The sequence below is a fragment of the Microbacterium sp. 20-116 genome (assembly GCF_041079415.1).
Taxonomy (GTDB): Bacteria; Actinomycetota; Actinomycetes; order Actinomycetales; family Microbacteriaceae; genus Microbacterium.
Window position 1 is genome coordinate 56,950 of the sequence record NZ_JBFYGP010000011.1, and the last position, 12,520, is coordinate 69,469.

The window sequence follows — 12,520 nt, forward strand, 5'->3', positions numbered from 1 at the left end:
CGTCAGGAGCCCGTCGAGGCGCGGGCGATGAGCTCGGGGCGGTAGCGCACGGTCCGTGGCGCGGCGGTCGGGTCGCCGATGCTCTCGAGGAGCAGGTCGACCGCCGTCGCCCCGATCGCGTGAGCGGGCTGCCGGATGGAGGACAGCGGGACGACCGTCGCCTGGGCGAAGTCGATGTCGTCGTAGCCGATGAGGGCGAGGTCGTCCGGCACGCGGACCGACCCGAGGATCGTGGCGCCCTGCAGCACTCCGACGGCGAGCAGGTCGTTGGCGCAGAAGGCGGCATCCGGTCGGTCCTCCGCCGGGCGGGCGGCGATCCGCTCGCCCACCGCACGACCGGCCAGGACCGTCAGTGCCGGCGTCGCCAGCACCTCGAGGGTGGCGCCCGGTACCTCGTCGAGCGCGCGGCGCGCGCCGGCGAGGCGGTCGGCGACCTGGCGGACGGAGGCCGGCCCGCCCACGAAGGCGATGCGGCGTCGACCGCGTGACAACAGGTGGTGTACGGCGAGATAGCCGCCCTCGACGTCGTCGACGGAGACGGCGGCGATGCGCGCGTCGGGCAGCTCGCCGTCGACGAGGACGAGGGGGATGCCGGCGGCGGCCAGGGTGGGTGAGGCGAGATCGCTGGGTGTGAGCAGTACGCCGCGTACGCGCTGCTCGCGGAAGAGATCGAGGTAGGCGCTCTCGCGGGCACCGTCATGGCCGCCGTTGCCGAGCAGTACCGTCATGCCGTGCTCCGCGGCGCGGTCTTCGGCGCCGCGGGCGACTTCGGCGAAGAAGGGGTTCGCGCTGTCGAGGACGATCAGGCCGATCGAGCGGCTGTTTCCGGCCCGAAGCTGGCGGGCAGCGTCGTTGCGCACGAATCCGAGGTCGTCGATGGCCTCGTGGACGCGCTCGACGGTCGCGGCGGACACCTTCTCGGGGCGGTTGAGCACGTTCGAGACCGTGCCCACCGAGACGCCGGCGGCGGCGGCGACGTCTTTGATGCTCGGCGTCATCGTTTCTTCCCGGTTGTTGACGAACGTGTGGCGTCCAGGTTACTCTCTGAAACGATTCACCGATTGGAACGATTCAACATCGAATCGTCGGGCACCGTCAGCCCCCTCCGATCCGTGGACGACCACGAAGGAGTGACATGACAGCCCGCGTTGCTTTCACGCTGCGCGTCCGAGCCGAGCTCGCCGACGCGTACGTCTCCCGGCACAGCCCGGTGAGTGCCGAGATGCTCGCCGAGATCGCCGCGGCCGGACGCCGCAACTACTCGCTGTTCCTCGACCGCGCCACCGGCACCCTGTTCGGCTACTACGAGACCGACGACGACGCCGCCGCGCAGCAGTACCTCGCCGCCTCCCCGATCGCCGCGGCCTGGGAAGCCGAGATGGCCCCCTTCTTCGCCGACCTCGACGGCCGCCCCGACCAGGCGGCCACCCCCCTCGTCGAGGTCTTCCACCTCGCCGACCAGCTCGCGGACGCCGGATCCTCGGCATCCGCCCCGAACGAAAGCATCCCGTCATGACGACGCTGTCACCCGACGTCCTCGCGACCCTCGAGAAGCAGGCGATCGAGCTGCCCTCGTGGGCCTTCGGCAACTCCGGCACGCGCTTTCGCGTGTTCCCGACCGCCGGCACCCCGCGCGACCCCTTCGAGAAGATCGCCGACGCCGCCGAGGTCAACCGCCTCACCGGCCTCGCCCCCTCGGTCGCCCTCCACATCCCGTGGGATCTCGTCGACGACTTCGACGCCCTCCGTCGGCACGCCGAGGACCTCGGGGTGCGCCTCGGCACGATCAACTCGAACACGTTCCAGGACGAGGACTACAAGTTCGGCGCCCTCACCCACCACGACGAGCGGATCCGCCGCAAGGCCATCGAGCACCACCTCGCCTGCATCGACGTGATGGATGCCACGGGCTCGCGCGACCTGAAGATCTGGCTCGCCGAGGGGTCGAACTACCCGGGTCAGAACGACATGCGCGACCGCCAGGACCGCCTGAACGACTCCCTGCGGCAGATCTACGCCCGCCTCGGCGACGACCAGCGTCTCGTGCTGGAGTACAAGTTCTTCGAGCCGTCGTTCTACCACACCGACGTTCCCGACTGGGGGACGTCCTACGTGCAGGTGGCGTCGCTCGGCGACAAGGCGATGGTGTGCCTGGACACGGGACACCACGCACCCGGAACGAACATCGAGTTCATCGTGATGCAGCTGCTGCGGCTCGGGAAGCTCGGCTCGTTCGACTTCAACTCCCGCTTCTACGCCGACGACGACCTCATCGTCGGTGCGGCCGATCCGTTCCAGCTGTTCCGCATCCTCGTCGAGGTCGTGCGCGGTGGCGGCCTGAACAACCCCGAGGTCGCGTTCATGCTCGACCAGTGCCACAACATCGAGGACAAGATCCCCGGGCAGATCCGCTCGGTGCTCAACGTGCAGGAGATGACGGCCCGCGCCCTGCTGCTGGATCGTGACGCACTCTCATCCGCGCAGCAGGCGAACGACGTGCTCGGCGCCAACGCCGTGATGATGGACGCCTTCGCGACCGACGTGCGCCCGGCCCTGGCCGAATGGCGCACCGCGCGGGGCCTTCCCGCCGACCCGATGGCGGCGTACGCCGCCTCCGATTACCAGACCCGCATCGCCGCCGACCGTGTCGGCGGCACCCAGGCCGGATGGGGAGCCTGATCATGACCACGACCACCACCAAGCGGCCGCTCTCGGCCTGGAAAGCCACGATCGCCGTGGCGATGTCGAACTACATCGAGGCGGGCGCGATCATCGCCCTCGCCACGAGCCTCACGCTCTGGCAGGAGTCTTTCGGCTTCAGCGACGGCGTCGTCGGCGTCATCGCGGCCCTTTCGGCCAACGCCTTCGGCTCGGCGATCGGAGCCGCCATCGGCGGCCCCCTCTGCGACCGTCTCGGCCGCAAGTTCATCTACACCTACGACCTCATCGTGTTCATGGTCGGTGCCCTTCTCGTCGCCTTCTCGGGCAACGTCGGCGTGCTGCTGGCCGGAGTCATCCTCATGGGTATCGCCGTGGGCGCCGGGGTGCCGGCATCCTGGACCTACATCGCCGAGGAGGCGCCCAGCGAGCACCGCGCGGCCCATGTCGGAACCGCCCAGCTGGCGTGGTCGATCGGACCGGCCATCGGCTTCCTCCTCGCCGTCGTGGTGGCCCCCCTCGGCCTGTGGGGCTCGCGCCTGATCTTCCTGCACCTGTTCGTCATCGCCGCCGTCACCTGGTGGGTGCGGCGGGGCTTGCCCGAGTCGCGCCGGTGGAAGCAACAGCGGGAGGCGGCGACCAACGCCGGCGAGCGCATCTCGTTCTTCAGCGGTCTGGCGGGGCTCCTGCGCGAGCGGAAGAACTGGACGGCGCTGCTGTTCCTCCTCGGCGTCTACGGCCTGTGGAACACCGTCGCCGGGCAGGCGGGCATCTTCCAGCCCCGGGTCTACGACGCCTCGGGCCTGCACGACCCGGTGCAGCAGAACCTCCTGCAGGTGCTGGTGTGGACCCTCACCGCGGCCGCGACGTACTTCGGGTTCATGCGCTACGGCGATCGCGTGAGCCGGCGCTGGCTGTACTTCGGCGGAGCCGCTCTCGGCGTCGTCGCGTGGGCCGTGCTGATCTACGCCCCGCCCGGACTGGGCTCGCTGCTGTTCTTCGCGGTGGCGTGGGGTGTGTCGGCCGGACTCGGCGCGCAGGCCTTCTACGGCCTGTGGACGGCCGAACTGTTCGCGACCCGCTACCGGGCGAGCGCGCAGGGCGTGCTGTTCATGCTCGCTCGCGTGATGGTCGGACTGCTGAGCCTGGTGTTCCCGATCCTGCTGGCCCAGACCGGGCTGGCCGTGCTCGGGCTCATCATCCTCGCGCTGCTCGTGGCGGCGCTCGTCATCGGCACCGTGTGGGCGCCGAAGACCGAGGGCAAGTCGCTCGATGAGATCGAGCACGAGCGGTACGGCACCGGCGTGCCGCTGTCGACGCCCGTCCCGCCGAATCTCTGATCCGCTCCCGTCCGATCGAAGGGCTTCCCCATGACCAGTTCCCCCTCCGCCGACACCGCCGCCGCCCTCGTCGCGCGCAGCAACCGCCTCGGCTCCGACCCCAAGGTCACCAACTACGCCGGCGGCAACACCTCCGCCAAGGGCACCGACACCGACCCCGTCACCGGTCAGCCGGTGGAGCTGCTGTGGGTGAAGGGCTCCGGGGGTGACCTCGGCACCCTCACCGAGAAAGGGCTCGCCGTGCTGCGCCTCGACCGCGTTCGCGCGCTCGTCGACGTCTATCCCGGCATCGAGCGCGAAGACGAGATGGTCGCGGCCTTCGACTACTGCCTGCACGGCAAGGGGGGAGCAGCGCCCTCGATCGACACTGCCATGCACGCACTGGTCGATGCCGCGCACGTCGACCACCTGCACCCCGACGCGGGCATCGCGATCGCGACGGCCGCCGACGGCGAGGCTCTGACGCAGAAGATCTTCGGCGACGCGGTCGTGTGGGTGCCGTGGCGTCGCCCCGGTTTCCAACTGGGGCTGGACATCGCCGCGATCAAGGAGAAGAACCCGCGGGCGATCGGCACGATCCTCGGCGGCCACGGCATCACCGCGTGGGGAGACACCTCGGAAGAGGCTGAGCGGAACAGCCTGTGGATCATCGACACGGCGCAGGCGTACATCGACGAGCACGGCGCCGCCGAGCCCTTCGGCGGCGTGCGCGAAGGATTCTCCGCCCTGCCCGCGTCGGAGCGCCGCGCGAAGGCGGCGGCCCTCGCCCCGACCATTCGCGGCCTCGCCTCGACCGACAAGCCGATGGTCGGCCACTTCACCGACGCCGATGTCGTGCTCGACTTCTTGGCATCCGAGAAGGCTCCGGCCCTGGCCGAGCTCGGCACGAGCTGCCCCGATCACTTCTTGCGCACCAAGGTCAAGCCGCTCATCCTCGACCTGCCGGCCGACGCCGCGGTCGACGATGCGATCGTCCGGCTGAAGGAACTGCACGTCGCCTACCGCGCGGACTACCAGGCGTACTACGACGCGCACGCCGACGCCGACAGCCCCGCGATCCGCGGCGCCGACCCGCTCATCGTGCTCGTGCCGGGCGTCGGCATGTTCTCGTACGGCGCGAACAAGCAGACCGCCCGGGTGGCGGGGGAGTTCTACGTCAACGCGATCAACGTCATGCGCGGAGCCGAGGCCCTGTCGACGTATTCTCCGATCTCGGATGCCGAGAAGTTCCGGATCGAGTACTGGGCACTCGAAGAGGCCAAGCTCCAGCGGATGCCGAAGCCGAAGACGCACCAGGGGCGCATCGCGTTCGTCACGGGCGCGGCATCCGGAATCGGAAAGGCCATCGCCACGCGCCTCGCCGCCGAGGGCGCGTGCGTCGTCGTCGCCGACCTCGACCTCGACAAGGCCAGGGCGGTCGCCGCCGAGCTCGGGTCGACCGACGTCGCGATCGGGGTCGCCGCGAACGTGGCGGATGCCGAGGGCGTGCAGGCCGCGATCGACGAGACCGTGCTCGCTTTCGGCGGCATCGACCTCGTCGTCAACAACGCCGGACTTTCGCTGTCCAAGCCCCTGCTCGAGACCACCGAGAAGGACTGGGACCTGCAGCACGACGTCATGGCGAAGGGCTCCTTCCTCGTCTCGAAGGCCGCCGCGAAGGCGCTCATCGAGCAGCGCATGGGCGGAGACGTCATCTACATCTCGTCGAAGAACTCCGTCTTCGCCGGGCCCAACAACATCGCGTACTCGGCGACCAAGGCCGACCAGGCGCACCAGGTGCGACTGCTCGCGGTCGAGCTCGGCGAGCACGGTGTGCGCGTGAACGGCATCAACCCCGACGGGGTCGTGCGCGGCTCGGGCATCTTCGCCGCCGGCTGGGGCGCCAACCGCGCCGCGACCTACGGCGTCGAAGAGAAAGACCTCGGCCAGTTCTACGCCAACCGCACGATCCTCAAGCGCGAGGTCGTGCCCGAGAACGTCGCCGACGCGGTGTATGTGCTCACGGGCCCCGAGCTCTCGCGCACGACGGGCCTGCACATCCCCGTCGATTCGGGCGTCGCCGCGGCTTTCCTGCGATGAGCGGCGCCGAGCCGGCCGGGGCCGCGCCGATCGGAGCCGTCCGTGCCGTGGCGGCCGTGGACCTGGGCGCCACCAGCGGCCGTGTGATGATCGGTCGGGTCGGCGACGCGGTGCTCGAGCTCGAGCAGGTCGCCCGCTTCCCCAACGGGCCCGTCGAACGCGAGGACGGGTGGCACTGGGACATCGAGGCCCTGTGGCGCCACGTGCGCGCGGGTCTCGCCGAGGCGCTGCGCCGCGAGCCCTCGATCGAGAGCGTGGGCATCGACTCGTGGGCCGTCGACTACGGACTGCTGCGCGACGGCGAGCTCGTCGCCGAGCCGTTCCACTACCGTGACGACCGCACCGCGCGCGGAGTGGATGCCGTGCACGCGGCCGTTCCGTTCGAGCAGCTGTACCGCCGGAACGGGCTGCAGTTCCTGCCCTTCAACACGCTGTACCAGTACGCCGCCGATCCGCAGCTCGCTACGGCGGAGTCGAGCCTGCTCATTCCCGACTTGTTCGCGGAGCGTCTCACCGGCGAGCGGGTCGCCGAGCGCACGAACGCCTCGACGACCGGGTTGCTCGACGTGCACACGGGGGAGTGGGACGCCGCGCTCGCCGAGGCGCTCGGCACCCCCGCATCCGTCCTGCCCCCGCTCGTGGACCCCGGAGAGACGATCGGGAACGCGGCCGAGGATCTCGGGGGCCTGCCGGTCGTGGCCGTCGGCTCGCACGACACCGCCTCGGCCGTGGTGGCGGTACCGATGTCGTCGCCGCACGCGGCCTACATCTCGTGCGGCACGTGGGGCCTGGTGGGTCTGGAGCTCGAGGCGCCGATCGTGACGGATGCCGCGCGTGCGGCGAACTTCACCAACGAGGGCGGTGTCGACGGGCGCATCCGCTTCCTGCGCAACGTCACGGGCCTGTGGTTGCTCAGCGAGACCGTGCGGGCGTGGTCCGAGGCCGACGGCGCACCCGTCGACCTCGGACAACTGCTCGCGGCCGCGGCGTCGGTCGCGGCACCCGCGCGCCTGTTCGATGCCGACGACCCCTCGCTCGCCGCCCCCGGCGACATGCCCGCGCGGATCGCGGCCCTGCTCGGCGGTGCCGCCCCGGGGCGCTCGGGCCGCCCGATGTTCGCGCGAATCATCGTCGAGAGCATCGCCGAGGCGTTCGCGACGACCCTGCGCACGGCCGAGAGGCTCGCCGAGCGCGAGATCGACGTCGTGCACCTCGTGGGCGGCGGGGCGCTCAACGCCCTGCTGTGCCAGGCGACGGCCGACCGTTCGGGCCTTCCCGTGCTCGCGGGGCCCGTCGAAGCGACCGCGCTCGGCAACGTCCTGGTGCAGGCCCGCGCGCGGGGGTGCTTCGGCGCCGACGCCTCTCTCGAAGACCTGCGGGCCCGCGTATCGGCGGCCTACCCTCCGAAGCGCTTCTCCCCACGATCCTGAAACCCCTTCCCGACCCGCCCGAGCGGGCATACGATGTGGTCAGACCACACGAAAGAGAGATCCCCCATGGTTCAGCGTCAGCTGCCGAAGGTCGGCGAGCTCCTCGAGCTCATGCAGTTCAAGAAGCCCGAGCTCGACGCGCGCAAGCGCCGTCTCGACGCGGCGCTGACGATCGCGGACCTGCGCGCGATCGCCCAGCGTCGCACCCCCAAGGCCGCTTTCGACTACACCGACGGTGCGGCCGAGGGTGAGCTGTCGCTCGACCGCGCGCGCCGCGCCTTCGAGGACGTGGAGTTCCACCCCGACATCCTCCGCCCCGCCGCCGACGTCGACACCTCGTGCGAGATCCTCGGCGGGCCCTCCGCGCTCCCGTTCGGTATCGCGCCCACCGGCTTCACGCGTCTGATGCAGACCGAGGGCGAGACGGCGGGAGCCTCCGCGGCGGCCGCCGCCGGCATCCCGTTCACGCTCTCGACCCTGGGGACGACCTCGATCGAGGACGTCAAGGCGGCCAACCCCGTCGGCCGCAACTGGTTCCAGCTCTACGTCATGAAAGACCGCAGCATCTCGTACGGCCTCGTCGAGCGAGCCGCCGCGGCGGGCTTCGACACCCTGCAGTTCACCGTCGACACCCCCATCGCCGGCGCCCGTCTGCGCGACAAGCGCAACGGCTTCTCGATCCCGCCGCAGCTGACCGTCGGCACCATCGTCAACGCGATCCCGCGGCCCTGGTGGTGGATCGACTTCCTCACCACGCCCAAGCTCGAGTTCGCATCGCTCAGCACGACCGGCGGCACCGTCGGCGAGCTGCTGAACGCGGCGATGGACCCCACGATCAGCTACGACGACCTCGACGTCATCCGCGGGATGTGGCCCGGGAAGCTCGTGGTCAAGGGCGTGCAGAACGTCCAGGATGCCGCGCGCCTGGTCGACCTCGGCGTCGACGGCATCGTGCTGTCGAACCACGGCGGGCGCCAGCTCGACCGCGCCCCCATCCCCTTCCACCTGTTGCCGAAGGTCGTGCGCGAGGTGGGCAAGGACGCGACGATCATGGTCGACACCGGCATCATGAACGGGGCCGACATCGTGGCATCCGTCGCTCTGGGGGCGAAGTTCACCCTCATCGGCCGGGCCTACCTCTACGGCCTCATGGCGGGCGGGCGCCAGGGCGTCGACCGCACGATCGCGATCCTGCGCAGCGAGATCGAGCGCACGATGACCCTGCTCGGGGTCTCGTCCCTCGCCGAGCTCGAGCCGCGTCACGTCACCCAGCTGACGCGGCTGGTGCCGGTGGCCGACCAGGCGGTCGACGCGCGGGTGTGACGCCGGCTGCGCGACCTCGATGATTCGCGCATCCTCCGGCGGTTCGGCCTGGACGCGGCTGAGGTTGGGCGGATCGGTGAGGGTGCGGCGGTGTCGCGGCCGGGGTCGCGCCGCGCGAATCTCCGCGATTCGCGCATCCTCTGGTCGTTCGGGGCGAGTTCGGCTGAGGATGTGCGGATCGCTGAGGGTGCGCTGGCGTCGCGGCCGGGGTCGAGCCGCGCGGAGCTCCGCGATTCGCGCATCCTCTGGTCGTTCGGGGCGAGTTCGACTGAGGATGTGCGGATCGCTGAGGGTGCGGCGGCGCCCGATCACCGACAGAACGGCCGGCCGAACCCGAGCAGCACGCCTCCCACGGGCACGCTCTCACCCGACTCGGCCGACCACTGCTCGCCCACGTTCGTGCGCACGGTGACCCGGTCGGTGCGAAACAGCGAGTACGAACCGTCGTCCGGCACGCGGGCGGCCCGGAACCGCGGGGGGATGTCGGCGATCACGACGCGTCCGTTGACCAGCAGGTCGAAGCTGCGGGGCTCCCACCCGTCGTATGCCCAGGTCACCACCGCTCCGCCGTCGTTGTAGCAGCCGAGCGTTTCCGGACCGGTGACGCGACCCGCGGTGACGGTTCCGGATGCCGCGGACTCGTCGCTGAACGACGCGGAGGCCGGGGTGCTCACGGTCACCCCCGCTGTCGCGACGGCGACCGCGAAACCGAAGCCGCGTCGGAACAGGCGAGACCTGGCGGGTGGCGCGCGCAGAGCTCGACGGGTCAGAGGGGTGTCCTCGGGCGGCGGGGACGGGTCGTCAGGATCGTCGTCGACCCCGCGGCGCAACGCGACCGCGAGGCAGAGGGCGAATGCCGCCACGACGCCCGCGAGCGGGAGGACCTCGCCGGTGCGCAGCCACACGATCGGCATGCCGATCCCGGGCACCCGCAGCACCCCGACGCCGAGGACGGCATCGGGGTGCAGCGGGGTCGAATCGGCGTCGGGGTTGGCGTCGCCCTTCGTGACGAGATCGCCGTCGGGGCCGAGCTCGGCGATGCGGTGCAGGCGCAACCGGTCAGCCCAGTCGGGGTCTGTCGCCAGCACGACACGACCGGGAAGGAGGGCCTCCCGCGGAACGGGTCGTGACACGACGATGTCGCCCACCTCGATCGCCGGCGTCATCGACGCCGTCATCACGGTGGTCGGCAGCCACCCCAGGGCGACGGGTGCCGCCGCCCAGAACGCCAGCGCCAGTACCAGCGCCACGACCGCTCGCGCCGCCGCCACCCCCGCGATGGAAATGATGCGACCAGAGCGCACGGACTCAGCTGTTCTGGGCTTCCCAGACGAACGAGGCCGAGGCGGTTCCGCCCTGCACGGCATTGGGTGCGTCGTCGGCGAGCTTCCACGTGATGCGGAAGGTGCGCGTCTCGCTCCCGCCCCCGGTCGGGCTCCACGCGGTGACTCCCGAGCCGTACGAGGAGAACGTTCCGGTGAAGCCGGAGAGGCGGCCATCGAACACCGTGCGCTGCGAGGCGAAACCGTCGCAGGTGCCGGAGCCTCCGCCGGTGCCCTGCTCCACGCGCAAGATCAGGTGATCGGCCAGGCCCGCGGTTCCCGAGACGTCCGCGGCGTAGAGGCGAACCTGCGAGGCGAGGGTGCCGGTCGAGGTGACCGCGATGCAGTTCGTCCCCCCATCTCCCGGCTTGGCGTTGCCGGCGGTGAACAGTGCGCGGCCCGCGTCGTCGTCGTCGAGCTGGACGGTCCCCGCCCGCCAGCTGTTCTGCCCGTTGGAGGTGGTGTCGGAGAAGGCGGCGTACGAACTCGTCGACACCAGCAGGCCCGCCGCGACGAATGCCGCGGGAAGGGCGATCGCGGTGGCGATGCGAGAGGAACGGCGTGTGAATTTCGGCATGATGAATCTCCCCACAAGATCAGTAAGCGAATTAGACACCGGCACGATAAAGGAGCCGCCGCGAGATGGGCCCGCGCGCCCACGGGCTTGACAGGCCCCACGGGGATATGGCATCCATTCTTCTGAATGGACTAATCGGTTCGCACGTCGCCGTCGTCGCGCCGCCGCGCACCCGTGCCGAGCGTGACGGTCGAGGCGAGCCCCAGGGTCAGGAAGGCGGCCGCGGTGAAGGCTGCCGCTCGGGTTCCGTCGCTGAACGCCGCGCGGGCGTTGATCGCGAGATCCTGCGTCTCCGGTGAGGCGCCCAGGCCCGCGATCGCGGCGCCGGCGCTGTCGACCACCTCCGAAACCACCTGGTCGCGCGGGGCCGCGGGGATCCCTCGCTCGTCGAGGGTGGATGCCAGCACCCCCGCCGTGGTCGAGAAGAGCACCGTGCCGAGGATCGCGACACCGAGCGCTGCCCCCAGCTGGCGCGAGGTCGACTGCGTACCCGAGGCCTGTCCGCTCGCCGAGGGAGGGACGTCGGCCAGGACGACGCCGGTGAGCTGCGCCGTGGCCAGGCCCACACCGAGTCCGTAGACGAAGAGGAAGGGCACGAGCGGCCCCCAGCCGGCATCCGGTCCGATGGTGAAGGCAACGCCCGCGACGCCCACGATCTCGGCGAGAAGCCCCCCGCGCACCACCCAGACGGGCGCGACCCTGCCACTGAGAGCACCCGCGAACCCGCTCGCCACGAACGAGCCGACGGCCAAGGACAGCAGCAGCAGGCCGGTCTGCAGCGCATCGAAGCCGACGACGAACTGCAGCCAGAGGGGCAGCGCCAGGATGATGCCGAACTCTCCCAGAGACACGACGGCCGCGGCGATGTTGCCGTTGCGGAAGGACGTGATCCGGAACAGGTCGAAGGCCAGCAGGGTCGAGAGTCCCCGACGCTGGCGCCGCAGGCCCCACGCGATGAAGGCGACCAGAGAGATCAGGGCCACCGCGAAGGCGATCGGGATGGGGGAGAGCGAGAGCGGCCAGGTCCAGCCGCCCACCGAGGGCGTCTGATCGAGCGTCCACCACCCGTACGTGCGGCCCTCGATGAGTCCGAAGACGAGCGGGGCCATCGTGAGCACCGAGAGCAGCGCGCCGACGCCGTCGATGCGCTGGGCCTTCTCGCTCCGGGACTCCGCGACGGTCAGGGCGACGCCGATCACGATGACGACGCCGAGGGGGATGTTGATGCCGAAAGCCCACCGCCAGGAGAACGACGTGGTCAGCCACCCGCCGAGGAGGGGACCCACCGCGGCCATGCCGCCGATGGTCGAGCCCCACACCGCGAAGGCGATGCCGCGCTCGCGCCCGCGGAAGGTGGCGTTGATGATCGACAGGGTCGTGGGCAGGATCATCGCGCCGCCCACGCCCTGGATCAGTCGCGAGAGGATCAGCAGGCCGCCGGTGGGCGCGAGGGATGCGGCGATCGATGCCCCCGCGAAGATCACGACGCCGAGCTGCATCAGCCGTCGTCGCCCGAAGCGGTCGGCGAGGCTGCCGAACACGAGCAGGAACGAGGCGAAGACGAGGGTGTAGGCCTCTTGGACCCATTGCACCTCGGTCGAGGAGATCTTCAGCTCGTCGACGATCGAGGGCACGGCGACGTTGACGATCGTCGAGTCGACGATGATCAGCGACACGGCGATGCTGATGAAGACGAGCCCCGCCCAGCGGCGCCCTGCCTGTGTGTGGTTCATGTAGCTAGCTTATCTAGCTATATCGAGGAGCGGGAGGGCTTGCGCGAGCGGCGACGAT

General features: G+C 70.5%; 10 protein-coding genes. 6 read left to right on the forward strand and 4 right to left on the reverse strand.

The window, feature by feature from the left end; genetic code table 11:
- Positions 1-2 precede the first annotated feature (2 nt).
- Complete coding sequence (locus tag AB6V29_RS15730; RefSeq protein WP_307313472.1) at positions 3-998, reverse strand: LacI family DNA-binding transcriptional regulator; 996 nt, start codon at positions 996-998, stop codon at positions 3-5.
- A gap of 137 nt (positions 999-1,135) precedes the next feature.
- Here AB6V29_RS15730 and AB6V29_RS15735 point away from each other — a divergent pair, with 137 nt between their 5' ends.
- The 6 genes from AB6V29_RS15735 (at position 1,136) to AB6V29_RS15760 (ending at position 8,830) form a co-directional block, all read left to right on the forward strand.
- A complete protein-coding gene (locus AB6V29_RS15735; protein WP_307457727.1) occupies positions 1,136-1,516 on the forward strand; it encodes an L-rhamnose mutarotase in 381 nt (126 codons plus the stop codon).
- Complete coding sequence (rhaI, locus tag AB6V29_RS15740; protein ID WP_210076102.1) at positions 1,513-2,679, forward strand: L-rhamnose isomerase; 1,167 nt, start codon at positions 1,513-1,515, stop codon at positions 2,677-2,679. Before AB6V29_RS15735 ends, rhaI begins: the two co-directional genes overlap by 4 nt.
- A gap of 2 nt (positions 2,680-2,681) precedes the next feature.
- Positions 2,682-3,998, forward strand: coding sequence for an MFS transporter (locus tag AB6V29_RS15745; RefSeq protein WP_267788357.1), 1,317 nt, complete (start codon positions 2,682-2,684; stop codon positions 3,996-3,998).
- 30 nt (positions 3,999-4,028) lie between these two features.
- Entirely contained in the window at positions 4,029-6,077 is a 2,049-nt protein-coding gene (locus AB6V29_RS15750) for a bifunctional aldolase/short-chain dehydrogenase (RefSeq protein WP_267788356.1), read from the forward strand.
- Positions 6,074-7,507, forward strand: a complete 1,434-nt coding sequence (locus AB6V29_RS15755) for a rhamnulokinase family protein (RefSeq protein ID WP_369359812.1) — start codon at positions 6,074-6,076, stop codon at positions 7,505-7,507. Before AB6V29_RS15750 ends, AB6V29_RS15755 begins: the two co-directional genes overlap by 4 nt.
- A gap of 66 nt (positions 7,508-7,573) precedes the next feature.
- Positions 7,574-8,830, forward strand: a complete 1,257-nt coding sequence (locus AB6V29_RS15760) for an alpha-hydroxy acid oxidase (RefSeq protein ID WP_267788354.1) — start codon at positions 7,574-7,576, stop codon at positions 8,828-8,830.
- Positions 8,831-9,138: 308 nt separating this feature from the next.
- On the opposite strand, the gene AB6V29_RS15765 is transcribed toward AB6V29_RS15760, so the two are convergent.
- The 3 genes from AB6V29_RS15765 to AB6V29_RS15775 all read right to left on the reverse strand — a co-directional run bounded on the left by AB6V29_RS15765 (position 9,139) and on the right by AB6V29_RS15775 (position 12,462).
- Positions 9,139-10,134: a S24/S26 family peptidase gene (locus AB6V29_RS15765; protein WP_369359814.1), complete on the reverse strand. Its 996-nt coding sequence runs from the start codon at positions 10,132-10,134 to the stop codon at positions 9,139-9,141.
- A gap of 4 nt (positions 10,135-10,138) precedes the next feature.
- Positions 10,139-10,729: a hypothetical protein gene (locus AB6V29_RS15770; protein ID WP_267788352.1), complete on the reverse strand. Its 591-nt coding sequence runs from the start codon at positions 10,727-10,729 to the stop codon at positions 10,139-10,141.
- 131 nt (positions 10,730-10,860) lie between these two features.
- Positions 10,861-12,462: a DHA2 family efflux MFS transporter permease subunit gene (locus AB6V29_RS15775; protein WP_267788351.1), complete on the reverse strand. Its 1,602-nt coding sequence runs from the start codon at positions 12,460-12,462 to the stop codon at positions 10,861-10,863.
- Positions 12,463-12,520 lie beyond the last annotated feature (58 nt).

What these genes read in the sequence shown, in the direction of transcription:
- AB6V29_RS15770 (WP_267788352.1), bottom strand. Translation starts at nt 10,729, where the DNA reads ATGCCGAAATTCACACGCCGTTCCTCTCGCATCGCCACCGCGATCGCC.
- AB6V29_RS15745 (WP_267788357.1), top strand. Translation starts at nt 2,682, where the DNA reads ATGACCACGACCACCACCAAGCGGCCGCTCTCGGCCTGGAAAGCCACG.
- AB6V29_RS15735 (WP_307457727.1), top strand. Translation starts at nt 1,136, where the DNA reads ATGACAGCCCGCGTTGCTTTCACGCTGCGCGTCCGAGCCGAGCTCGCC.
- AB6V29_RS15750 (WP_267788356.1), top strand. Translation starts at nt 4,029, where the DNA reads ATGACCAGTTCCCCCTCCGCCGACACCGCCGCCGCCCTCGTCGCGCGC.
- AB6V29_RS15730 (WP_307313472.1), bottom strand. Translation starts at nt 998, where the DNA reads ATGACGCCGAGCATCAAAGACGTCGCCGCCGCCGCCGGCGTCTCGGTG.
- rhaI (WP_210076102.1), top strand. Translation starts at nt 1,513, where the DNA reads ATGACGACGCTGTCACCCGACGTCCTCGCGACCCTCGAGAAGCAGGCG.
- AB6V29_RS15760 (WP_267788354.1), top strand. Translation starts at nt 7,574, where the DNA reads ATGGTTCAGCGTCAGCTGCCGAAGGTCGGCGAGCTCCTCGAGCTCATG.
- AB6V29_RS15755 (WP_369359812.1), top strand. Translation starts at nt 6,074, where the DNA reads ATGAGCGGCGCCGAGCCGGCCGGGGCCGCGCCGATCGGAGCCGTCCGT.
- AB6V29_RS15775 (WP_267788351.1), bottom strand. Translation starts at nt 12,462, where the DNA reads ATGAACCACACACAGGCAGGGCGCCGCTGGGCGGGGCTCGTCTTCATC.